Annotated in this window: 19 protein-coding genes; 11 read left to right on the top strand and 8 right to left on the bottom strand. The window is 72.6% G+C overall.

What is annotated here, in order from left to right:
* Positions 1–29 precede the first annotated feature (29 nt).
* Entirely contained in the window at positions 30–3,770 is a 3,741-nt protein-coding gene (locus tag PYR72_RS05975) for a helix-turn-helix domain-containing protein (protein ID WP_275454262.1), read from the top strand.
* 190 nt (positions 3,771–3,960) lie between these two features.
* Positions 3,961–5,394 (top strand): polysaccharide deacetylase family protein, encoded by a 1,434-nt coding sequence (locus PYR72_RS05970; protein ID WP_275454261.1) that lies wholly within the window; start codon positions 3,961–3,963, stop codon positions 5,392–5,394.
* A 26-nt stretch (positions 5,395–5,420) separates the two neighbouring features.
* On the opposite strand, the gene PYR72_RS05965 is transcribed toward PYR72_RS05970, so the two are convergent.
* The 6 genes from PYR72_RS05965 to PYR72_RS05940 all read right to left on the bottom strand — a co-directional run bounded on the left by PYR72_RS05965 (position 5,421) and on the right by PYR72_RS05940 (position 12,386).
* Entirely contained in the window at positions 5,421–6,080 is a 660-nt protein-coding gene (locus tag PYR72_RS05965) for a response regulator transcription factor (protein ID WP_275454260.1), read from the bottom strand.
* Complete coding sequence (locus PYR72_RS05960; protein ID WP_275454259.1) at positions 6,077–7,273, bottom strand: histidine kinase; 1,197 nt, start codon at positions 7,271–7,273, stop codon at positions 6,077–6,079. The genes PYR72_RS05965 and PYR72_RS05960 overlap by 4 nt, the downstream gene beginning before the upstream one ends.
* 236 nt (positions 7,274–7,509) lie before the next feature.
* Entirely contained in the window at positions 7,510–8,196 is a 687-nt protein-coding gene (locus PYR72_RS05955; RefSeq protein WP_275454258.1) for a response regulator transcription factor, read from the bottom strand.
* A 22-nt stretch (positions 8,197–8,218) separates the two neighbouring features.
* A complete protein-coding gene (locus tag PYR72_RS05950) occupies positions 8,219–9,397 on the bottom strand; it encodes a histidine kinase (RefSeq protein WP_275454257.1) in 1,179 nt (392 codons plus the stop codon).
* 87 nt (positions 9,398–9,484) lie between these two features.
* Positions 9,485–11,680: an MMPL family transporter gene (locus PYR72_RS05945; RefSeq protein ID WP_275454256.1), complete on the bottom strand. Its 2,196-nt coding sequence runs from the start codon at positions 11,678–11,680 to the stop codon at positions 9,485–9,487.
* Positions 11,681–11,852: 172 nt separating this feature from the next.
* Positions 11,853–12,386 (bottom strand): VOC family protein, encoded by a 534-nt coding sequence (locus PYR72_RS05940; protein WP_275454255.1) that lies wholly within the window; start codon positions 12,384–12,386, stop codon positions 11,853–11,855.
* 164 nt (positions 12,387–12,550) lie between these two features.
* On the opposite strand from PYR72_RS05940, the gene PYR72_RS05935 reads away from it, so the two are divergent.
* Positions 12,551–13,282, top strand: coding sequence for an alpha/beta hydrolase (locus PYR72_RS05935; RefSeq protein ID WP_275460339.1), 732 nt, complete (start codon positions 12,551–12,553; stop codon positions 13,280–13,282).
* A 61-nt stretch (positions 13,283–13,343) separates the two neighbouring features.
* Here PYR72_RS05935 and PYR72_RS05930 read toward each other — a convergent pair whose 3' ends face one another.
* Complete coding sequence (locus tag PYR72_RS05930; protein WP_275454254.1) at positions 13,344–13,895, bottom strand: snapalysin family zinc-dependent metalloprotease; 552 nt, start codon at positions 13,893–13,895, stop codon at positions 13,344–13,346.
* Between the two features lie 437 nt (positions 13,896–14,332).
* On the opposite strand from PYR72_RS05930, the gene PYR72_RS05925 reads away from it, so the two are divergent.
* The 4 genes from PYR72_RS05925 to PYR72_RS05910 are packed head-to-tail and all read left to right on the top strand — an operon-like array spanning position 14,333 to position 18,429.
* Complete coding sequence (locus PYR72_RS05925) at positions 14,333–14,971, top strand: NAD(P)H-dependent oxidoreductase (RefSeq protein ID WP_275454253.1); 639 nt, start codon at positions 14,333–14,335, stop codon at positions 14,969–14,971.
* Between the two features lie 57 nt (positions 14,972–15,028).
* Complete coding sequence (locus PYR72_RS05920) at positions 15,029–15,682, top strand: (2Fe-2S)-binding protein (RefSeq protein WP_275454252.1); 654 nt, start codon at positions 15,029–15,031, stop codon at positions 15,680–15,682.
* 6 nt (positions 15,683–15,688) lie between these two features.
* On the top strand, positions 15,689–16,669 hold the full coding sequence (locus tag PYR72_RS05915) for a xanthine dehydrogenase family protein subunit M (protein WP_275454251.1): 981 nt from the start codon (positions 15,689–15,691) through the stop codon (positions 16,667–16,669).
* A complete protein-coding gene (locus tag PYR72_RS05910; RefSeq protein WP_275454250.1) occupies positions 16,666–18,429 on the top strand; it encodes a xanthine dehydrogenase family protein molybdopterin-binding subunit in 1,764 nt (587 codons plus the stop codon). Before PYR72_RS05915 ends, PYR72_RS05910 begins: the two co-directional genes overlap by 4 nt.
* Positions 18,430–18,645: 216 nt before the next feature.
* On the opposite strand, the gene PYR72_RS05905 is transcribed toward PYR72_RS05910, so the two are convergent.
* The gene (locus PYR72_RS05905) at positions 18,646–19,533 is read right to left on the bottom strand and encodes a helix-turn-helix transcriptional regulator (RefSeq protein WP_275454249.1); all 888 of its coding nucleotides are present in this window, start codon (positions 19,531–19,533) and stop codon (positions 18,646–18,648) included.
* 140 nt (positions 19,534–19,673) lie between these two features.
* Here PYR72_RS05905 and PYR72_RS05900 point away from each other — a divergent pair, with 140 nt between their 5' ends.
* The 4 genes from PYR72_RS05900 (at position 19,674) to PYR72_RS05885 (ending at position 22,854) form a co-directional block, all read left to right on the top strand.
* Complete coding sequence (locus PYR72_RS05900) at positions 19,674–20,498, top strand: SDR family oxidoreductase (protein WP_275454248.1); 825 nt, start codon at positions 19,674–19,676, stop codon at positions 20,496–20,498.
* Positions 20,499–20,604: 106 nt separating this feature from the next.
* Complete coding sequence (locus PYR72_RS05895; RefSeq protein ID WP_275454247.1) at positions 20,605–21,231, top strand: TetR family transcriptional regulator; 627 nt, start codon at positions 20,605–20,607, stop codon at positions 21,229–21,231.
* 45 nt (positions 21,232–21,276) lie between these two features.
* Positions 21,277–22,047 (top strand): hypothetical protein, encoded by a 771-nt coding sequence (locus PYR72_RS05890; protein ID WP_275454246.1) that lies wholly within the window; start codon positions 21,277–21,279, stop codon positions 22,045–22,047.
* Between the two features lie 78 nt (positions 22,048–22,125).
* The gene (locus PYR72_RS05885; RefSeq protein ID WP_275454245.1) at positions 22,126–22,854 is read left to right on the top strand and encodes a GntR family transcriptional regulator; all 729 of its coding nucleotides are present in this window, start codon (positions 22,126–22,128) and stop codon (positions 22,852–22,854) included.
* The last annotated feature ends 31 nt before the right edge of the window (positions 22,855–22,885 follow it).

Raw genomic sequence — 22,885 nt, 5'->3', positions numbered from 1 at the left:
TGTGTTCGAGATTCGAAGGATGTCGGCTGGTGGGTCGTCGCGAGAAGCCGGTGGACCCCGACGCCGGTCCGGTGCAGCGGCTCGCGCACGAGCTGCGCCTGCTGAGGGAGAAGGCCGGGAAGCCGCCGTACCGGGAGATGGCCCAGCGGGCGGGCTACTCCACGACCGCGCTGTCGCAGGCCGCGGCCGGCGGTGACCAGCTGCCGACCCTGGCGGTGGTGCGCGCCTACGCGGAGGCACTCGACGCGGACCCCGACGAGTGGGAGGCACGCTGGCGGGAGGCCGACACCGAACTGCGTGCTCCCGCGGCCGACGAACGGGCGCCGTTCCGGGGCCTGGCCCGTTTCGAACCGGCCGACAGCGACCTCTTCTTCGGCCGGCAGGCTCTGATCGCAGACCTGCGGGACCTGGCCCGCGCGCACCGGTTCGCGGCGGTGTTCGGGCCTTCCGGCAGTGGCAAGTCCTCGCTGCTGCGCGCGGGGCTCGTCCCACTGCTGCGGGAGGGGGAGGGCGCGGGACGCCCGGCGGTGATCCGGGTGCTCACCCCGGGCGAACGTCCCGCCCACACGCACCGGGAGGCGCTCGTCCCGAAGGACGGCGAGCTGGACACCTGGGTGATCGTCGACCAGTTCGAGGAGCTGTTCACGCTCTGCCACGACCGGGAGGAACGGGACCGCTTCCTGGACGCGCTGCTCGTCGCGCGCCGGCCGGAGAGCCGGCTGCGGGTGGTCGTCGCGGTCCGCGGCGACTTCTACGGCCACTGCGCCGAGCACCGGGCGCTCGCCGAGGCGGTCGGACACGCGAGCCTGCTGGTGGGGCCGATGAACGCGGACGAGCTCCGCGAGGTCGTCACCGGCCCCGCCGCCACGGCCGGGCTCAATGTGGAACGGGTGCTGACGGCGCGGATCGTCGAGGAGGTCGGCGACCGGCCGGGGGCGCTGCCGATGCTCTCGCACGCGCTGCTGGAGACCTGGCGCCGTCGGCGGGGCCGCACGCTGACGCTGGCCGGTTACGAGGAGTCGGGCGGTGTCCGCGGAGCGATCGCCGCCACCGCCGAGCAGGTCCACGGCGGCCTGGACGAGGGGCAGGCCCGCAGGGCGCGGCGCATCCTGCTCCGGCTGATCGCCCCGGGAGACCGCACGGCCGACACGCGCCGCCCGGCGTCCCGCTCCGAGCTGGGTCCCGGCGCGCCGGACGTCCTGGAACGACTGGCCGCCGCCCGCCTGGTCACACTGGACGGCGACACCGTCGAACTCGCCCACGAGGCACTGATCACCGGCTGGCCCCGCCTCGCGGGCTGGATCGAGGAGAGCCGGGAGCGGCTGCGCGCCCAGCGGCTCCTCGGTGAGGCCGCCCGCGCCTGGGAGGAACTGGACCGTGACACCGGCGCGCTGTACCGGGGCGCACGGCTGGCCCGCGCCGAGGAGTTGTTCGGCGCCGGGCGGGAGACGGAGGACGACGACGACCTCACCGGGCCGGAGCGGGCCTTCCTGACCGCGTCCGCCGTGGCCCGTGACACCGAGCGGGACGCCGGCGCGCGCGCCGCCCGGCGCACCCGTGCCCTCGTCGTCGGTGTCTGCGTGTTCCTTGTCCTCGCGCTGACCGCGGGACTGGTCGCCTGGCAGCGCGACCGGCTCAGCGAGGAGGAGGCCGCCAAGGCCGCCGCCCGTCGCCTGGCCACCGTCGCCGAGAGCCTGCGCGCCACCGACCCCCGCACCGCGTCCCTGCTCGGCGCCGCCGCATGGCGGATCGCCCCGCTCACCGAGTCCCGCTCGGCCCTGCTGGGCGCGCTCGCGCAGCCGGAACGGGACGCCTTCACCGACCCGCGGACCGGACGCGACGTCCGACGCTTCCTCACCGACCGGGGCCGCACCCTGCTCACGGTCGACGGCGGCCAGGTCACCAGATGGAGCGTGGCGGAGCACCGCCGCACCGGCAGCTACCACCTGCCGGGCGGTACCGAGGCGTACGACGTCGGCCCCGACGCCCGGTTCCTGCTGCTGAACTCCGCCGACGGCGACAGCGACATGCTGTGGAACCTGTCCGGGGCGCGGTCCGCCGCCGATCTGGGAGACGCGGAGTTCGCGACCGCCGCGCCCGACGGCGACGCGTACCTCACCCGGCCGTTCGGCCGTCCCGGACGGCTGGAGGTCCGCCGGACGGACGACGGTCACGTCCTCTTCGGCACCGACGTCGCCCGTGCCCTCACCACGACCGCCCTCGGCCCCGGCGGACGCCTGGCCGCGTTCTGCCCCGCCGACGGCCCGCCGCAGGTGTGGGACGTCGTGCACGGCAGGCGACTGCCCGGCGACTGGGACAAGGCGGACGGGACCGTCTGCGGCACCGGCTCGGGAGCGGACGGCGGGGAGCGCCTGCTGCGCCTCAGCCCCGACGGCGGACGGCTGGCCGCGGTCCACGGCACCACGGTGACCGTCTGGGACGTCCGCAGCGGAAAGGGTGTCGCCGACTTCACCAGCGGCGGCGCCACCGGCTTCACCCAGGCCGACCTCTCCCCCGACGGGGAGTTCCTCGCCACGGTCGACGACCACGAGATCGCCGTATGGGGGCTCGCCTCGGGCGGCGGGCTGGCCTTCCACCGGCCGCTGGCCGGCGCGGAGGTCAGAGCCCTGTCATGGGTCCCGGACCACGGCCGGCGCACCCTGCGCTACCTGGACCGCGCCACCGTCCGCAGTCTCGACCTGACCGACCGCCTCACCACCGCCTGGCAGAACCCCCCGGCCGACGCCACGCTCCTCGGCCCGGACGGCACCACCCTCGCCACCGTCACCCGCGCCGGCCAGGGCTACCGTTTCGAACTGCGCTCCACCGGCACCCCCGCGGACCCCGTCCGGCGCACCCTCGGCCCCCTGCCGAGTGCCACCGGCGACGAGACGCCTCTGCTCGCGTTCAGCCCGGACGGCCGCGCCCTCGCCGTCGCCGACACCACGTCCTCGGGCGGCTCGCTGAGACAGCGCTTCACCCTGTGGAACGTCCTCGACCGCACGGTCCTCACGGTCCTCACCACCTCCGGAGCGGCCGACCGCCCCGTCTCCGCGATCGCTCTGGGACCCGCCGGGCGCACGCTGCTGGCCGCACGCTCCGCGGGCGACGGCGGCGGGGCGGAGGTCTGGGACACGCGGACGCACCGCACATCCGGCACCCTGCGCGGCCTGTCCGGTCCGGCGCTGGCCGTGCGACCGGACGGACGGCTGCTCGTCGACTCCGGCGACCGGTACGCCGGCCTCCCCGCCGGCAAGGTCACCGGGTGGGCACTCGCCGACGGCCGCCAGGTCACCGCCCTGGCCTTCACTCCCGACGGCACCCGACTCGCCGTCGGTGACAGCACCGGGCACGTGACCCTCTGGGACCGGGACCTGCGGCGCACCACAGGCGTCCTGACCGGCACCGCCGACACGGCCCCCAGCGGCCCGACCGAGGCCGTGGGCGCGGTGGCGTTCTCCTCCGACGGCCGCACCCTCGCCGTCGGAGGCTCGGAGGGCACCCTCCGGCTGTGGGACACCGGCGGCCAGCGGATCCTCGGCGGGGACCTGCCCACGCCGGGGGCCGAGATCCGCTCGCTCGCCTTCGGCCACGACGACGGCACGCTCTACGCCGCCGGCCCGGACATGCTGCTCCAACGCCACCGCATCGCCCCCGAGGCGGCCGTCCGCGCCATCTGCGCACGAGCGGGCGGCGGACTGACCCGGGCCCTGTGGCAGCGGTACGTCCCCGACGCGCCGTACCGGCAGATCTGCCCACCGGCGCACTGACCGACAAGGAGAGAGAGCGCCTGGGGAACCAGCCGCGGAATTGTTCACAGCGACCCCGGGTCTCGCTGAAAAACGTCCCTGACCAGCACGATCGGAGACCACAGCGGCCGTCCGCGTCCCCGTACGCGACGGCCGCCCGGCGTCCGGTCCGTGACGCGCGGGAGGTCCCCTCTCCTCAGGTTCTGGTCACATGCGCCCTCGCCCCCTCCTCCCCGTCCTCCTGCTGCTCGGCTCGCTCACCGCGGCCTGCGCGCACGGCACGTCCGACCCGCCGGCCGCGGCACCCGACGGCGCCCGGCCCGGCGCGTCGCCCGCCCCGGTCCGCACGGTCGACCCCTCGAAGATCAAGGGCCTGCGGATCGTCGGCGACAGCAGCGAGAACAGCTCCTGCCCCTTCGCGACCAGCTACCCCGACGTCCCGGGAGCGGAGGCGATGACGGCCGCGATGAAGAAGGACGTGGATCAGCGCCTGGCGAGCTTCCGCTCCGGGGCGTGCGCGTCGGGTGCCGACGGCGCGGAGAGCCGCGACCTCAACATCAGCCACCAGTTCCTGGTGGCCTCCGGGGACGTGCTCGGTGTCCGCCTCACCACCCAGGACCACAGCTCCGTCGGGGACGGACGGTCCGACACGGTCTACTGGTACGACGGCAGGGCCGGCGCCTACCGCACCCCGCTCGCACTCGTCGCCGAAGGCTCCCGGGACGCCTTGACCACCGCTCTGAAGGACCGGCTCGCAGGACGGGAGGGCGTGAACGCCACCACCCTGGACGACACGTTCTCCGACACGGCGTCCCGCGCCGCCGTCCTGAACGACATGGACTTCACGGCCGACGGCGGGCTACGGGTGACCTTCGACCGCGGCGAGGTGGGCGTCCCGGCCGCCGGCCGCCTGTCGGTGGTCCTGCCCAGCGAGACGGTCACCCCGTGGCTGTCCGGGTTCGGCGAGCGCGCCCAGCGGCAGACCGTGCGCCCCGGCCGCTCACTCGACCTTGGCGCGCCCCATGAACCCGCCCCGGCCGTCCCCACCCACACCGCCTCCGGTGACGACGACACCGACTGCAGGAAGGTCAAATGCATCGCCCTGACCTTCGACGACGGACCCGCCGCCCCCGAGACCGCGAACCTGCTGACCCACCTCGCCCGGTACCGGGCCCGCGTCACGTTCTTCACCGTCGGCCAGAACGTCGCCGCCCACCCCGACCTCGTCCGTGCCGAGGCCCGGGCCGGCCACGAGATCGGCAACCACTCCTGGAACCACCCCGACCTCACCAGGCTCAGCCCACGCCAGGTCGCCTCCCAGCTCAACCGCACCAGCGCCGCCATCAAGGCGGCCACCGGCAAGGCGCCCACCCTCTTCCGTCCGCCGTACGGCGCCGTCAACCACACGGTCAAGTCCGTGACGACCCTCTCGCCGGTCCTGTGGGACGTCGACACCGAGGACTGGAAGTACCGCGACCCCGCCCGGGTGGCCCGGACCGTCATCGACAAGGCCCAGCCCAACGACGTCGTCCTCCTGCACGACATCCATCCCACCTCGGTCGCGGCCGTCCCCGAGATCCTGCGGACGCTGAGCGCCCGCGGCTACCACTTCGTCACCGTCAGCCATCTGCGGGCCACCCTGTGATCCGTCGTGGCGTGGATCGCGGACGCCTATCGCTCCCGGACCATGCCCTGTTCCCAGGCCCAGGCGGCGATCTCGACGCGGTTGCGGGCGTCGATCTTCTGCTGGATGTTGGCCAGGTGTGTCTTGACGGTGGACAGGGACACCACCAGCCGGTCGCAGATCTCCTGGTTGGTGCGGCCCACCGCGACGAGCCGGGCGACGTCCTGTTCCCGTTCGGTGAGGACACTGCCGACGTCCGGGTCGGGGCGCGTGGGGGAGAGGTGCTTGAGGAGCCGGACGGTGACGGCGGGGGAGACCAGCGCGTCGCCCCGGGCGGCCGCGCGTACCGCTTCGATCAGCAGGCTGGGCGGGGCGTCCTTGAGGAGGAAGCCGCAGGCTCCGTTGCGCAGGGCGGTGTGGACGTAGTCGTCCTGGTCGAAGGTGGTGATCACGACGACGCGCAAGGGGGTGCGGACGCCGGGGCCCGCCAGTGCGCGGGTGACGTCCAGGCCGTCCAGCCTGGGCATGCGGATGTCGACCAGACAGACGTCGGGGCGGAGCCGGCGGGCCAGTTCCACACAGGTGGCGCCGTCGGCGGCCTCGCCGACGATCTCGATGTCGGGCTGGGCGCCGAGGATCAGGCGGAAGCCCATGCGGACCAGTTCCTGGTCGTCCGCGATCAGTACGCGGATCGCCGTGTCGCTCACGCCGGTGATCCTGCCACAGCGGCGAGTGTGGGGAAGGCGGCGGTGACCCGCCAGCCGCCGTCGTCGGTGGGGGCGGCGGTCAGCGTGCCCTCCACCGCCTCGACCCGTTCGCTCAGGCCGACGAGCCCCAGGCCGCCGCGACCGCCGACCGGGCCCGGCTGGTGCGCGTCCGGTGCGGTGTTGTGCACCTCGACCCGCAGTCGGTGCCCGTCCGTGTCGATCCGTACGGCGACCGCGGCGCCGGGGGCGTGCCGGCGCACATTGGTCAGCGCCTCCTGCACCACTCGGTGCACGGACGTCTCCACCTCGGGGGCGAGCCGCACGTCGCGCGCCGCCGCGGCGACGTGCAACCGGGTGTTCGCCTCGTCGTCGGAGTACGTGGAGACCAGCCGGCCGAGTTCCGACCACAGCCGGCCGGGCCGGATGCCCGCGCGGTCGTCCTCACGCAGGACCCGTACCAGGCGGCGCATGGAGTCCAGGGTCTCCGATCCGGAGCGGCTGATGTTCTCCAGCAGCGGTGTGATCTGTTCGGGTGCGGTGTGCTGGAGGGCCAGGGCGGCGTTGGCCTGCACGATGATGCCGGTGACGTGGTGGGCCACGAAGTCGTGCAGGTCGTGCGCGAGTTCCAGGCGCTGACGCTGGCGGACGGCGGCGACGTCGCGGGCCCGCTGCTCCTCCAGCAGTCGCGCGCGCAGTCCCCAGACGAGAGCCAGGCCGACGCCGAGCGTCATCGCCAGGGACCCGGTGACAGCGTTGTTGACGTCGTAGCGCAGGTCCGTCGGCAGCAGGCGCAGCGGGATCGCGACGGCGGCCACGGCCAGGGCCGCGGCCGCGGCCGCCGCGGTCCTCGGGCATGGCACGGTCCGCACGACGCGGGACAGCAGCACCAGCAGGGCGACACTCTCCAGCACCCCGAACGTACCGCCGCCGTTCGGGCCCGCCCACGTGACGATCACGGCCGTGATCGTCAGCGAGCCGCCCGCGGCGCACAGGGCACGTACCTGCGCGCTCGGCCGACGCGTGGGCCACAGCAGTGCCAGGCAGGCGAGCGGACCGGACACCGTCGTCAGCCAGCTCGTCCAGCGGTAGTCGGGCACCCCGTCGGCGAACACGTCCAGCAGCCACAGTGTGCCGAGGAAGATCCAGCCGACGGCGATCGTTGCCCGGCGCAACAGCGGAGTATCGGATTTCACGCCCCGCAGGATACGGAAGCGGTGCCTCCCGGCGGACTCGGCCGAACGGCCGATGTCCGGCCGTCACCACCGGCCGTCCGGCTGAGACGGTCTGACCGCTCACGCCCGAAAGGTGCACGGCACGCATCCGGTGAACATCGCCTCCGAATACCGCCTCCGAACACCGCCTCCGCTGTGCCGACGGGCTCCGGATCTGCCCGAGCCCTCCGGTCCCGGGCGCGGGGCGGTCCCGGCCGTCAGATCGGTCCGCCCTGTCGTTCTCCCGCGCGCACCAGACCGGTCTCGTACGCGATGACGACCAGCTGCGCCCGGTCGCGGGCGCCGAGTTTCGTCATGGCCCGGTTGGCATGCGTCTTGACCGTGACCGGGGTGACGAAGAGGCGTTCGGCGATCTCGTCGTTGGACAGACCGGATCCCACCAGCGTCAGCACCTCCCGCTCCCGCGGGGTCAGCGTGGCCAGCCTCCGGGGGTCGACCAGGTCGCCGGGGGACGGAGCGGCCAGGACACGGGCGATGAGACCCTTGGTGGCGGCCGGGGACAGCAACGCCTCGCCGGCCGCCACGAGCCGGACGGCGTCGAGCAGCTGCACCGGTTCGACCCCCTTGCCCAGGAAGCCGCTCGCGCCGGCCCGGAGGGCCTCGACGACGAGTTCGTCCTCCTCGAACGTGGTCAGCACGAGGACCTTGACCCCGGCCAGGTCCTCGTCCTGACCGATCAGCCGGGTGGCCTCGATACCGTCCACCTCGGGCATGCGGATGTCCATCACCACGACCTCGGCACGCTCCGAGCGGGCCAGCCGTACGGCCTCCCGCCCGTTGGCGGCCTCCCCGACGACCTCCATGTCGGGCTGTGCGTCGACGAGAAGACGGAACGTGCCCCGGAGGAGGGCCTGGTCGTCGGCGAGCAGGACGCGAACGGTCATGGACGGTCTTCTCTCACGGGTGTCAGACGGTGGTGGGGAGCGAGAGCGGCAGGTCGGCGACCACTTGGAAGCCCCCTTCCGGGCGCGGCCCGGCCGTCACGGTACCGCCGATGGCGGTGGCCCGTTCGCGCATGCCCATGAGTCCATGGCCGGTGCCCGGGCCCTTCGGCGCGCCCGGCGGTCCGTCGTCGGTGACGGTGACCCGCAGCGCGTGGACTCCGTAGTCCAGAACCACCGTGGTCCGGGTCGCGGAGGCGTGCTTGTGGGTGTTGGTGAGCGCTTCCTGGACGATCCGGTAGGCGGTCAGTTCGGTCGCGGACGCCAGAGGCGACGGATCGCCGGTACGGGTCACCCGCACGGACAGTCCACTCGCCCGGAACCCGCTCACGAGGGCGTCGAGATCGGCCAGACGGGGAATGGGGGCACGCGAGTCCGGCGCGTCGTCGTACTGCCGCAACAACCCGACGGTGGCCCGCAGTTCGTCCAGCGCGGCACGGCTGTTGTCCTTGATGTGGGCCAGTGCCTCGTACGCCTGCTGCGGGTTGGCGCGCATGAGGTGGTGGGCCACCCCCGCCTGGGCGTTGACCAGGGTGATGTGGTGGGCGACCACGTCGTGCAGGTCCCGCGCGATGCGCACCCGCTCCTCGGTCACCCGGCGCCGGGCCTCCTCCTCGCGCGTGCGCTCGGCGTGCTCCGCGCGCTCCCTGGCCGCCGCGAGGTTCTGGCGGCGGCCGAGGACGGTGCGGCCGATCGCGGTGGCCGCGATCACGGCGTCGAAGCGCAGCAGGCCCGCTCCGCCCACCAGGGACTCCATGTGCGTGGCCGCGTAGACGCCCGTGACCGCCACGGCCGCGGTGGAGCCGACGATCCACGCGGTACGCCGACTGCCGTGGAGGGCGAGCGTGTACAGGGCGACCAGGGTCGCCGCCGGGGTCGGTGAGATGTGCGAGGCCACGGCCATCAGCGTGAGGTCGCCCGCCAGGGTGAAGAGGGCCACCGCCAGGGGCCAGCGGCTGCGGAAGGCCAGCGGCACGCACGACAGCGCCGTCCACACCACCTCGTCCCAGCGCGGCTCGTGCCAGCCGGAGTCTCCGACGGCGGTCGCCGCGGCGGCGATCAGGATCAGGGGAACCGCGGGCAGCACGTCTCTGATCCGGTCGTGGCCGGCCAGCCACTGTCGCCACACCATGGGCAGTTCCATTCCCTCACTCTAGGCAGCGCGGGGCCGGCGGAAGGCGGGAGGCCCCGTGCTCCGCCGACCCGCGTGCCAGGTCCGTCGTGTCGTCGGTCAGTTGGCCAGGCCGGCGGTCTCCCGTTCACGCACCGGGTGCCGCGCAGGGGCCGGCTCGTCGGCGGGGCCTTCGACGGAGACGTTCGGCAGCGCCCTGTCCAGCCGTCGGGGCAGCCACCAGTTCGCCTTCCCGCACAGGTGCATGAGCGCGGGAACGACGATCATGCGGATCAGCAGGGCGTCCGCCGCGACCGCGACCGCGAGACTGACCCCGAACTCGGAGATCACCCGCATCCCGCCGAAGACGAAGGAACCGAAGACACAGACCATGATGGCGGCGGCCACGGCGATGACCTTGCCGGTCTCCGCCTGCCCGACCCGGACCGCGCGGGCGCTGTCCCCGGTGTGGGCCCACTCCTCACGCATGCGGCTGACCAGGAAGACCTGGTAGTCCATGGACAGACCGAACATGATGCCGACGACCAGGATCGGCACGAACGACTCGATCGGACCGGCGGACCCGAGCCCCAGGAGCCCGGCTCCGTAGCCGTACTGGAAGACGACCACGATCGCGCCGAAGGCCACGCCGATGCTGAGGATGTTCAGCAGCGCGCCGACCGCCGGGACGAGCAGGCTGCGGAAGGCGACCGCCAGCAGCAGGAAGCCGAGCGCGGCGATCACCAGGACGAAGAGGGGGAGCTTGCCCATCAGCACCGACGCGAAGTCGTCGTTGCTCGCCGTGACACCGCCGACGTAGACCTTCATCGACGTGCCCCGCTCGGCGCGCGGGATCACGTCGTCACGCAGGTGGTGGATCAGGTCGGACGTCGCCGCCGACTGCGGGGAGGTCGTCGGGACCACGGAGACCACACCGACGCTCTGCCCGTCCTTCATGGGCGCGGCACCGGCACTGGCCACGCCGTCGACCTCCCCGAGTGCGGTGACCAGCCGTGCCGCGGCCGCCTTGGCGGTGGGGGCGGGGGCCTGGACGGCCAGCACGAGCGGTCCGTTGGAACCGGGCCCGAAACCGTCCGCGATCATGTCGTACGCCTGGCGGTTCGTGGAGGTCGTGGGGAGGTTGCCGTCGTCGGACGCGCCCAGCCGCAGGGAGAGGGCCGGGAACGCCAGTGCCGTCAGTACGGCCAGGGCCACGAGACCCAGTGCCCTGGGCCGGGCCTGGACGCGCTCGGCCCACCGGCCCCACACCCCGGCCCGTCCCGCGGAACGGGACCGCGTCCGTCCGGCCGTCGTGCCGCGCTCCCCGCGGCCGAGGACCCGCGGACCGATCAGGCCGAGCATGGCCGGCAGCAGGGTGAGGGCGGCCAGGACGGTCAGGACCACGGTGACGGCGGCGCCGATCGCCATGCCGTCGATGATGCCGACGTTCAGGGTGAGCATGCCGAGCAGCGCGACGACGACGGTGAGCCCGGCGAACACCACGGCACGGCCGGAGGTGTTGAGGGACTTGGCGACCGAGTCGGCCACGCTCATGCCGGACATCAGGTTGCCCCGGTGCCGGTTGACGACGAAGAGGGCGTAGTCGATGCCCACACCCAGACCGATCAGCGAGCCCAGCGTCAGCGTCGTGTCGGAGAGGGTGATGACGTGGCTGAGCAGGATGACCGTGACCGCCGACGTGCCCACGCCGACGACGGCCGTGATGATGGGCAGCGCCGCCACCCACACCGCCCGGAAGACGAACAGCAGGACGATGAAGGCGAGGACGATGCCCATCGCGTCGGCGACGGCGTTCGGCTCCGGGTTGACGGTGAACGCCTGCCCGTTGAGGGCGATGTGCAGGCTGTCCGTGCCCGCTTCTGCGGCCAGGTCCTTCACGTGGTCGATCCGGGCGTCCGAGACGTCCTCGTCGAAGGCGACCGTCGCGTAGGCCGTCCCGCCGTCCGCGCTGATCTGCCTCTTGCCCGCGGGTGTGTACGGGCTGGTCACCGCGGCGACGCCCGGCGCGTCGGCGATGTCCTTCAGCGCCGCGGTCATCGTCCGCTCGGCCGCGGGCTCGGTGACCTTGCCGCCGTTCAGCTGCCAGACCACCCTGCCGCTCTTGCCCGCCGCGCTGTCGGACGCCTTCCGCAGCAGGGCCGTGGCCCGGGCCGAGTCGGTGTCCTGCGAGATCGGGCTGGTGCCGAAGGCGCTGCCGGCCGCACCGGCCCCGGCGCCCAGGACGAGCAACAGCCCCACCCAGACCAGGACGACGGCGAGCCGGTGCCTATGGCACCAGCGGGCGAGAGAGGACATCGACGTGCCTTTCCAGGGGACTGCGGGTGTACCGGGCCGACGATCACGGCCCACCCTCACGCTCGCAGTTCCCGGGCCTCACGTCGTTGGCCGTCCGCAGACATTCCCGTGTACTGCGGACGCAGCAGGCGCCTGTGGCCGGTGACGGTCCTCGGTGCCCGGACGCCGTGGGTCAGCCGGTCGTCCTGACGGGTGCGCTGCTGCGCCCGTGGTCGCGGGAGCCGAGCTCGGCGTCGAGCGTCTCCTGGGCTACGCGCATGGCCTCGGCGTAGACCGGATCCTGCAGCCTCCGCCACATCTCGGCCTCGGGTACGTCCTCCACGCGGCTGACCACCCACCAGATGTTGCCGAAGGGGTCCTTGATACGGCCCCCACGCTGTCCGAAGGCGTCATCGGCCAGGGCGGTGACGATCTGCCCGCCGGAGGTGAGGGCGCGGGCGAACGCACGGTCCGCGTCGGCGACGTACACACGGAGCAGGCTCGGCAGGGCGGGCCAGTCCGCGTGCCGGTCGAAGGCCAGCACGACGGTGTCGCCGACGCGGATCTCGGCGTGCCCGATCGAGCCGTCCTCGGTCGACACCCGCCTGAGTTCCTCGCCCTCGAACACCTGGGTGACGAAGTCGAGGAAGGCTCCCGTGTCGTCGGTGACGACCCAGGGGGCGACGGTGGTGTAACCCTCCGGTGTGGCACTTGTCTGCTCGGGCATCGCGGTCCCTTCACGGATGTCGGCTGTCAGGGACTGACGTTAGGCGCGGAGTAGGCCGGATCCTGTCCTACTTGCCGCGTTCGCCGCTGCCGGCCTGCCACCATGCTCATGTGGCTGAACGTGTGCGAGTCCGGGCGAGGGGCGACGACGAGGGGCAGCGGCCCCTGCGCTTCACCTCAGAGGAGGTGTCCGACGGCGTCTTCGAACAGGTCTTCCTCCTCGGCGACCTTCCCGGCGTGCTGTGGACTCCCCGAGGCGCCGACGGGACGCGCCCCCTGATCGCCCTGGGGCACGGCGGCGGCCAGCACAAGAAGGTCCCTGACCTCGTGGACCGTGCGCGCCGTTTCGTGGCCGAGTGCGGCTTCGCCGTGGTGGCGGTCGACGCGCCCAGCCACGGTGACCGCCCGGACCATGAGGAGTTCACCCGGATCGCGACGGAGTACGAGGCCCGGCTCGGCACCGGTGAGGAGCTGGGTTCGCTCATCGCCGCTTTCCAGGCGCTCGTCGTCCGCCGGATCGTGCCGGAATGGCAGACGGTCCTCGACGCGGTCCAGAAGCTCGGTCATGTCGGTTCCGGGCCCGTCGGTTACTGGGGTCTGTCGCTGGGCTGCGTGATCGGCGTCCCGCTCATCGCCGCCGAGCCGCGGGTGCGGGCGGCGGTGCTGGGGCTGGGCGGCGCCGAGGTCTCGGCCGAGGCCGCCGCGCGGGTGACCGTTCCGGTGGAGTTCCTCATGCAGTGGGACGACGAACGAGTGCCGCGGCCCCAGGGCCTGGCACTGTTCGACGCCTTCGCCTCCACCGAGAAGACACTGCACGCCAACCCCGGCAAGCACGGTGAGGTCCCGGCTTTCGAGCGGGACAGCACACTGCGGTTCTTCGCCCGGCACCTCGGCTGACACGGCCGTTCAGGGGCCGCCGTGACAGTGCCCGGGCGAACGGTGTCCGGTGCGGCACTCTCTACCGCGCGGCGGCTCCCGACCCCCACCACGGGACCCGATCGCCGACGTCGTTGACGGCGAAGAAGTCCTGGACGGCGGCGGTCTCCGCGGCATCCGGCTGGTCGTTGGCGCACTCCGAGCCCGCCCAGGCCCCGGACATCACCTTCGAGCACGGGCTGCCGGGGCCGATGTCGGGAAGCGAGAGGATGTGGCCCAGCTCGTGGACGACGATGCGCGAGGGCTTGTACAGCTGGGCGTCCCCGACCTCCAGATACACCCAACCCCGGCCCGCGCCCTTGATGTTGACGTGGGACTGGATGCCCTTGGCCGTCTTGTACTCCATGACCCGCAGCGCCGCCGGGGTGTCCTGCTCGACGAACCTGATGGTGGGGACCGCCTTGTTCCAGATCGCGATGGCCTCGCGGGACGCGTCCGTGTAGGAGCCGGCCAGCAGGAGGTCGACGGGGATGACCTCCGGCACCGGATCGGCCGCGCCGGCCGGTGTGACGCCGCCCAGCAGCGCGCCGCACGCCAGGGTCGCCGTCGACAGGAACTTCCATGTTCGGGCCACGGATGTGCCTCCATTCTGTTGTGGAACGAGGCTAGGGACGCCCCACGAGGCACTCAACGCACCTTTGCGCCTGTGCGAAGGGTGGCCGAGACCTGCGCGCGACGGGGTGCGCGAGTCTCGGCCACCCGGGCCGCTCAAGGTGCTACTGCCAGACGTACCAACGCCAGTGATACATCCCCGCGTCGTCCCAAAACCGCTCGCTCGTTGGATCACACCCCGTGCGCCACAGTGGAGCCGAACCGCACCGACGGCCCGGTGAGGCGGCTGCCGATCCCCCTCGGCCGCCGCACTCCGCCCGGGCCGACGGGCGGCCTCGCCCGCCGCGGCCCGAACCGTGTCCCGAGGCCGGCCCGACCGGCACCGCGGCAGCCACGACGCCTCCTGGCAGGACCGCCTCACACCGGCAGTCGCCACGCCCCCCACCAAGGAGATCGCTCTTGTCCCGCCGTTTCCTCTTCGTCCTCGACAGCCACCCCGGCCACGGGAACACCGAGTTGCTCGCGCGCCGGGCCGCCGCGCGGCTGCCCGCCGACTGCGAGCAGGAGTGGCTCTCGCTCGCCGAGCACCCGCTTCCCGACTACGACGACCTGCGGCACGGCGTGGGGCCCACCACGCGGCCGGAGGAGGGCAGCAACCTCGCGCGGCTCTTCGAGGCCACGTACGCCGCGACGGACATCGTCATCGCCTCACCGGTGCACTGGTTCTCGCTGTCCTCGCGCACCAAGCGCTACCTCGACCACTGGACGACCTGGCTGTACGCCCCGGGTGTCGACTTCGGCGCGGCCATGGCCGGGCGCACCCTGTGGGCCGTCACCGCCTCCGCGGGTGACCCGAGCAGGGTGGCCGAACCGCTGGTCGGCACCCTCAACAACCTGGCCGCGCACCTGCGGATGAACTTCGGCGGCGTCCTGCACGGCAACGGCACCGGCACCGGCAACGGCACCGCACCGGGTGACGTCCTGAAGGACGCCGACGCGCCGGCGCACGCCAGGACGTTCTTCGCCCGCTACGCGCCGCCCGCCCGCTTCCCCCACAGCTTCGCGCGGCCCGAGTCCGACAGGGGATCCGCCGCCTGACCGCTCGCGGCACCCCGGGATACCGGCATCCGTCCTCCGCCGACCGAGAGAGTCACCATGCCCGTCGAATCCCCCGAGCCGACAGTCGCCCCACCCGAGAGGGCTGCCGCCGGCACATCCCCCGACCCCTCCCGGCGCACGTTCGTCGCGACCACCACGGTCGTCGGCGGCGCGGTCGTCGCGGGCGGTCTGACCACCGGGCCGTCCGTGTTGGGGGCGGAGCCCGCGGCGGCCGCGAAGGCGCCGCCCACCAGCCGCGTCACGGTGACCGTCAACGGCAGGCGCCACACCCTCACGGTCGACAACCGGACCTCGCTGCTGGATCTGCTGCGCGAACGCCTCGGCCTGACCGGTTCCAAGAAGGGCTGCGACGCGGGTGCCTGCGGCGCGTGCACGGTCCTGGTCGACGGCCGCCGCGTCAACGGCTGCCTGACCCTCGCCGTCCGGCTCGACGGTGCCGAGGTCACCACCATCGAGGGCCTGGCGAAGGGCGAGCGGCTGCACCCGCTGCAGCAGGCGTTCATCTACCAGGACGCCTTCCAGTGCGGCTACTGCACCCCCGGCCAGATCATGTCCGGTGTCGGCTGCATCGAGGAGGGGCACGCCGACTCGCCGGAGGAGATCCGGGAGTTCATGAGCGGGAACATCTGCCGCTGCGGCTGCTACGTGAAGATCGTGCGGGCCATCGGGCAGACCGCCGACCGGAAGTGAGGACCGATGCATCCCTTCTCCTTCACGAAGGCGGCGACCACCCGCCAGGCGCTCGACGCGGGCCGCGCCGGCGGGCGCTACATCGCCGGCGGCACCACCCTGGTCGACCTGATGCGCGAGACCGTGGAACGCCCGAGCACGATCGTCGACATCAGTGGTCTGCCGCTGCGCGACATCATGGTCACCCGGCGCGGGGGCCTGCGCATCGGCGCGCTGGTGCGGATGTCCGAGGCCGCCGCCCACCGGGGCGTGCGTGCGCTGTACCCGGTGATCTCGCAGGCGCTGGAGCTGAGCGCGTCGGCGCAACTGCGCAACATGGCGACCATCGGCGGCAACATCATGCAACGCACCCGCTGCACCTACTTCCGTGATGTGAGCGCCGCCTGCAACAAGCGTGCGCCGGGATCGGGTTGTGCGGCCCTGCACGGCGTCAACCGCACCCACGCGATCCTCGGCACCTCCGACGACTGCGTGGCGACCCACCCCTCCGACGTCGCCGTGGCGTTCTCCGCGCTGGAGGCGACGGTGCACCTGCTCGGTCCGGAGGGGGAACGCAGCGTGCCCTTCGCCGACTTCCTGCACAGGCCCGGCAGCACCCCGAACCGCGAACAGGCACTGAGCAAGGGCGAGTTGATCACCGCGGTCGAGATCCCGGCCTTCCCGCGGCCGCTCCGGTCGGGCTATCTGAAAGTGCGCGACCGGCAGTCGTACGAGTTCGCGCTGACCTCGGCGGCCGTCGCGCTGTACCTCCGCGGCGGAGTGGTCCGCGAGGCCAAGGTCGCCGCCGGGGGAGTGGGCACCGTGCCGTGGAAGCTGCCCGCCGTCGAACAGGCGCTCATCGGGCGGCGGCCGTCCGAGGCACTGTGGAGGAGGGCCGCCGACCGGGCGACGGACGGGGCCAAACCCCTCCGGCACAACCGTTTCAAGGTCGAGCTGCTGACACGGACCGTCGAACGTCAGCTGCGCGTCGTAGGAGGTGGCAGGTGAGCCGGCAGCCGCAGGCAGCCGTCGGAGCGCCCCTGTCCCGGGTGGACGGGCGGCTGAAGGTGACCGGTCAGGCCAAGTACGCCGCCGATCACGCCCTCCACGGCGTCGTCCACGCCGTCGTCGTCGACAGCGCTGTCGCGCGGGGCCGCGTCACCGGCATCGACACCCGCGCCGCCGAGGCCCAGCCCGGAGTCCTCGGCGTCATCAGTCACCTCGACAGACCCGAGCTGGTCTACCGCGACAACCCGGGCGCCTGGCTGGACCCGCCCGTCGGCGAACGGCTGCATGTCTTCCAGGACGACACGGTCCGCTTCTTCGGGCAGCCCGTCGCCGTGGTCAAGCTGGTCCTGACCCGCCGACAGCTGTACTACGGGGTGGGCTATCGGCCCGCCTACGAGTACAGGCTGGGTCTGGGCAGCACCCGGGGCGGGCGGCTGACCGCCGCGGTCCACCACATACGGGCCGAGACGTCCTCGTACGAGAACTACGGCGAGGGCGTGATGATCCCGGGGCAGATGTTCTACGCCACGCCGCACGTCCGCCAGACCTACCGGACCGTGCCGTTGGACGTGAACACGCCGACGTTCATGCGGGGCCCCGGCTACTCCACCGCTGCCTTCGCCCTGGAGTCCGGTCTCGACGAACTCGCGCACGAACTCGGCATCGACCCGATCGAGTTGCGGCTGCGCAACGAACCACAGGAGGACCCGTCCAACGGGCTGCCGTTCTCCACCCGGCGGCTGCGCGAGTGCCTGCGGGCCGGAGCCCGCGCGTTCCGCTGGAGCGGCCGCGACCCCAGGCCCCGCTCCCGGCAGGAGGGCGACTGGCTGATCGGCACGGGCATGGCCGGGGGCGTCTACGACACCCTGCGCATGCAGTCCGCCGCCCGCGTCAGGCTGGACGCCGACGGCACGGCCCTCGTCCAGGCGTCGACCAGCGACATGGGTCCCGGCACGTACACCTCGATCACCCAGGTCGCCGCCGATGCCCTCGGCCTGACGATGCGCACGGTCCGCTTCGAACTCGGCGACTCCACCTTCCCCGTATCACCGCCGCACGGCGGCTCGCAGACCATGGCCGGCGTCGGCTCGGCCGTCCAGGACGGCTGCGACAGACTGCGCCGGCAGGCGATCGGGCTGGCCGTCGGCGACGAGCGCTCACCGCTGCACGGCGTGGACGCCGGCGACGTCGTGGTCCGCGCGGGCCGGATGCACGTGAAGGGCGACCCCGCACGCGGCGAGACCTACCGACAGCTGCTGGCCCGCAACGGCCGTACCCACCTGGAGGTGACCGGGACCTTCACTCCGACCGGGGACGACCGGTTCTCCATGTACGCCTACAGCGCGGTCTTCGCCGAAGTGGCCGTCGACCGGCGGCTCGGCCTGGTGCGGATGCGCAGGATGCTCGGCGTCTACGACGTCGGACGGATCATCAGCCCCAAGCTGGCCGACAGTCAGGCCCTCGGCGCCATGGTGGGCGGCATCGGGCAGGCGCTGCTGGAACACACGGCCGTCGACCACCGCGACGGCCGTGTCGTCAACGCCGACCTCGCCGCCTACCTCGTCCCCGTCAACGCCGACGTTCCCGACCTCAAGGCGATGTTCCTGGACGGGGAGGACCTCCACGCCGACCCCCTCGGCGTCAAGGGCCTGGGCGAGATCGTCAAGGTCGGGGTCGCCCCCGCCATCGCCAACGCGGTCTTCCACGCCACCGGAAAGCGTGTCCGCGAACTGCCCCTCACCGCCGAAGCCCTGATGTGACCCCGGCGGCAACGGGACCTTCCGGCCACGCGTACGGGGTCCTGGCCGGTCGCCCTCCGAACGGCCCGCCGCCGTGCCCGTACTCCCCCCATGGGCGCGGCGGCGGGCACCCACTGTCCACCTGACCGTATGAGGTGCACGTGCTCATCGACACCAAGGACGAGACCAAGGACGAGACCGAGGACGAGACCGAGGCGGCCCGTGCGTCACCCGCCCTCAGCCTTGCGGCTCCCTCTCCCGACCGGCCAGCGTCCGCAGTGCTTCCTCCGAGGGGGAGCCGGGCACGGCGTGGTAGGTGACCAGCCGCATGGGGGCGCCCCCGGGCAGGGCCATGGGCTCGTGGACGAGGTCGAACTCTCCCACCAGCGGGTGCCGCATCCGCACGATCTCGCCGACCGTTCCGCAGCTCACCTCGTGCCGTGCCCACAGCCGCCGGAACTCCTCGCTCTTCTGCGACAACTCCGCTATCAGCGCGGAGAGTTGCGGATCCCCGGGGCTCTTGCCCGCGTTCATGCGCAGCACGCGCGCGATCCTCGGAGCGGTGCCCTCGGGATCGGCGAACCTCTTGCGCGCCTCGGACGAGAGGAAGGCCAGGCGGGCCGTGTTGCGTTCCTCCGGCGGCAGCAGGCCCCAGTCGCCGAAGACGGTGGTGGCGAGGCGGTTCCACGCCAGGATGTTCAGGCCCCTGTCGACGACGTAGGCGGGCAACCCGAGCGCGTCGAGCAGGTGCTGCACGCTGGGCCGCACTCCCCGGGGCGAGGGCATGGCCTGCGGCTCGCTCTGCCGCTCGGGCTGGGCCAGCCGGACCAGATGGTCCCGCTCCTCCTCGTCCAGGCGAAGGGCGCGGGCGATCGCGTCCAGTACCTCGGCCGACATGGTCTCGCCGTACCCCTGCTCCAGGCGCGCGTAGTAGGCGTACGACACCCCCGCCAACTGCGCCAACTCCTCGCGGTGCAGCCCCGGGACCCGCCGCCGGCCGTACGAGGGGAGGCTGACGTCCTCGGGCTTGATCCGGGCTCTGCGTGAGCGGAGGAAGTCCCTCAGTTCGGTACGCCGGTCGAGTCCGGACGCCCCGTGGTCACCGGGCGCCACATCTGAAGACATCTCTGCCCTCCGGTTCGTCACACGTGCCTCGCTGGTGCGCAGCAGCGTACAACATCGACTCCGCGAATCTTCTTGATACTCAGTATCAGTACGACGTAGAGTCTCTCCATAAGACTTCATCTCGAACGGGAGTGTTTCTCGTGAGCAAGATCTGGTTCATCACCGGTTCCTCGCGCGGCTTCGGCCGCGAGTTCGTCACCGCGGCACTGGAGCGCGGAGACAAGGTCGCGGCCACCGCCCGCGATACCGACTCCCTGGCGGACCTGGTGGCCGCGCACGGCGAGGCGATCCTTCCCCTGTCGCTGGACGTCACCGACAGGGCGGCCGTCACCGCGGCCGTGGAGCGGGCGCACGCGCACTTCGGCCGCCTGGACGTCGTCGTCAACAACGCCGGGTACGGACTGTTCGGCACGGTCGAGGAATCCACGGAGCGGCAGGTCCGCGACCAGATGGAGACCAACTTCTTCGGCGCCCTGTGGGTCACCCAGGCCGTCCTGCCCCTCCTGCGGGCCCAGGGCGGTGGGCACATCGTGCAGATCTCCAGCGTCGGCGGCGTCACGGCCTTCCCGAACCTCGGCATCTACAACGCCTCCAAGTGGGCCCTGGAGGCCATGAGTGAGGGCCTCGCCCAGGAGGTCGCCGGATTCGGCATCAAGGTCACCCTCGTGGAGCCCGGCGGCTTCGCCACCGACTGGGGCGGCTCCTCGGGCACCTTCGCCGACCACCTGCCCGCCTACGACGACCTGCGCACGGCCCTCGCCGCCTACTGGAGCACCTTCCGGCCCGGCGACCCGGCTGCCACCGGCGCGGCCCTGCTGAAGGTCGTGGACGCCGACAACCCGCCCCTGCGGGTCTTCTTCGGCACCTCCCCGCTCCAGCTCGTCCCGCAGGTCTACGCCGAGCGGCTCAAGACCTGGGAGGAGTGGGCCGACGTCGCCACCGAGGCCCAGGGCGGCGCCGCGTAACACCCCGTCGTCCTCGGCGTCGGCCCGGGCTGCTTGCGGGGCGCAGTCCCGGGCCGGAGTGCCTGATACTCGGTATCAAACTGAGCCCTTGCAGTACCCTTCGGGCATGTCTGAAACCGCTCGTGGCACCACCCCGTCCGCACGCAAGCCGCCCGGCCTGCGTGAACGCATGCGCGCGACGGTTCAGGCGGAAGTGGTCGAGGTGGCGCACCGGCTCTTCACCGAGCAGGGGTTCGACCGGACCACCGTCGACCAGATCGCCGCCGAGGTGGGCCTCTCGCGCGCCAGCCTGTTCCGGTACTTCGGCACCAAGGAGGACATCGTCCTGGGGCGCCTGGAGGATTCCGGCCGCCAGATCGCGGCGGAGCTCGCCGCCCGGCCCGACGACGAACACCCCTGGCAGTCGCTGCGCCGCGCCTTCGACGTGCTGATGCGGATCAACGAGGCGGCGCCGCGCGAGCAGGTGCTCAGCTATCTGCGCATGCTGCAGGAGACCCCGTCCCTGCGTGCCCGGCACCACGAGAAGCAACTGGGCTGGCAGAGCGGCCTAGTGCCGGAGGTCGCCCGGCGGCTGGGCGCCGACCCCGACCGGCCCGAGGACCCGAGGCCGGGAGCGCTGGCCGCCGCCGCGCTCGCCTGCCTGGACGTGGCGTCCACGGCGTGGGTGGCGTGTGACGGCACCGTCCCCCTGGCCGACCTCCTCGACCGGGCGATGGGCGCGTTCACGGAGTGACCGTGCCGGCTCTCGGGCGGGACGGCAGAACGACTGGAGATGCCTGTGCGGGACGGTTTTTCCGAGGGATTCCTCACGCGGCTGGCCCACGAGTCGCATCCGGTGGACCTGATGTGTCTGTATCTGTTGCACGGCTCGCTCGAACGGATCCCCGGCCTGCCGGCCGAACGCGAGACGCTGTCGTTCGCGCATCTGAGCCGGTACGTCCGCGCGGCGCATCGCTCCGTTTCGGGCGACGCCCACACCTTCTCCCTCACCATCAGGAAGAAGGTGCGCGGACGGCTGTACGGGCTGGAGTTCAGACTTCATTTCGTCGCCGGTGAGCCCTATGCCGACGCGGTGATCCCGTTCGGTGCGCCGGTCGACCTGGGTCGTTTCATGCATCACCTTCGTGGACACCACGCCCCGCCAGGGGCGCCGGGCGACTGGGACTTCGACGTGTTCACCGACGTGCGGGACCTGCGGGAGAGCGTCGTGCGGTTCGGCAACGGCCGTGAGGTCTGGTTCCAGGTCGGCAACCACCGCGCGGAATGGCTCCGCGGGGGTACCGGAGGGCGCCTGACGAACGGCCGGGCCCGGTCGGCCTGGAACCGGGGCCGGCTGGTCACCGGCCGCCTGCAGGGCAACCGGTTCGGGACGCGGGTCCCATCGCACGCGGGAGGGGTGATGTTCCCCGACCCACTCGCCGCGGTCGCGGACGACACGCCCGAGGCGCGGGCGTATCGGCGGTGGGTGGCCAGGCTGCGCGATCCGCTTCCGCCGCGCGTGGGGCGGACGGTCCGCCCCGAGTTCGGCACCGGACGGCGCCCTCGGTGAGCTGATCGGCGCACTCCGGCGGACGACCTCGCTAGGCTGTATACACGGATGTGTGCCGCAGGAGCGACGAGGAGTCCCATGGCCCGGGCGACCGGTAAGAGCGAGGCGGTCTACGAGCGCCTGAAGAGCGACATCGAGTCGCTGCGGCTGCGGCCGGGAGCCAAGCTGAGCGAGGTCCAGCTGGGCGAGGAGTTCGGCGCCTCGCGGACGCCGGTGCGGGAGGCGATCCGGCGGCTGGCCCGCGAAGGGCTGGTCGACTTCGTGCCGGGGGAGGTGGCCCGGGTGGCCGCCATCTCGCTGGGCGGCGTGCGGGCCCTGTTCGAGTTCCGGATGCTGCTGGAGCCCCGTGCGGCCGCGTCGGTCGCGACGGCGGGGGCGGCCGACGAGCGCGCACGGGCGCCGTTCCGTGAACTGCTGGAGCGGCTGGAGGAGTTCGACGCGTCCTTCCGCGCGCAGGACTCCGCCGCGCAGGCGCGTTCCTACCAGGAGTTCTACGAGGTGACCGAAGCCTTCGACCAGGCCGTCATCGTCGCCTGCCGCAACCCCTACCTCGCCCGCACGATCCGCGACCTGCGCAGCGAGACCGTACGGCTGCGGCATCTGTCGCACAGCGGGCCGCGCCGCATGCTCACCTCTCTGGAGGAGCATCGCGCGATGCTGAAGGCGATCGTGCAGGGGGACGCGCAGGCGGCGGAGGCGGCCGGCCGGCACCATCTCGCGCAGACCCTCCAGGCGCTCATCGAGAGCCTGACCGGCCAGGACCTCATGGTCGGCACCGACGTCCACCTGGATGTCGCCCGCCGTTAGCGCCCGCCCGTCCTCACCGGTCCCAAGGAGC

Source organism: Streptomyces sp. VNUA24 (assembly GCF_029167005.1).
Lineage (GTDB): Bacteria > Actinomycetota > Actinomycetes > Streptomycetales > Streptomycetaceae > Streptomyces > Streptomyces scabiei.
This window is presented reverse-complemented; position numbering and strand designations above follow the sequence as displayed.

Bases quoted from the DNA above. Each gene is read 5' to 3' on its own strand.
- PYR72_RS05885 (WP_275454245.1), top strand. From the start codon at position 22,126: ATGGCCCGGGCGACCGGTAAGAGCGAGGCGGTCTACGAGCGCCTGAAG.
- PYR72_RS05945 (WP_275454256.1), bottom strand. From the start codon at position 11,680: ATGTCCTCTCTCGCCCGCTGGTGCCATAGGCACCGGCTCGCCGTCGTC.
- PYR72_RS05955 (WP_275454258.1), bottom strand. From the start codon at position 8,196: ATGACCGTTCGCGTCCTGCTCGCCGACGACCAGGCCCTCCTCCGGGGC.
- PYR72_RS05895 (WP_275454247.1), top strand. From the start codon at position 20,605: ATGTCTGAAACCGCTCGTGGCACCACCCCGTCCGCACGCAAGCCGCCC.
- PYR72_RS05920 (WP_275454252.1), top strand. From the start codon at position 15,029: ATGCCCGTCGAATCCCCCGAGCCGACAGTCGCCCCACCCGAGAGGGCT.
- PYR72_RS05970 (WP_275454261.1), top strand. From the start codon at position 3,961: ATGCGCCCTCGCCCCCTCCTCCCCGTCCTCCTGCTGCTCGGCTCGCTC.
- PYR72_RS05940 (WP_275454255.1), bottom strand. From the start codon at position 12,386: ATGCCCGAGCAGACAAGTGCCACACCGGAGGGTTACACCACCGTCGCC.
- PYR72_RS05950 (WP_275454257.1), bottom strand. From the start codon at position 9,397: ATGGAACTGCCCATGGTGTGGCGACAGTGGCTGGCCGGCCACGACCGG.
- PYR72_RS05905 (WP_275454249.1), bottom strand. From the start codon at position 19,533: ATGTCTTCAGATGTGGCGCCCGGTGACCACGGGGCGTCCGGACTCGAC.
- PYR72_RS05915 (WP_275454251.1), top strand. From the start codon at position 15,689: ATGCATCCCTTCTCCTTCACGAAGGCGGCGACCACCCGCCAGGCGCTC.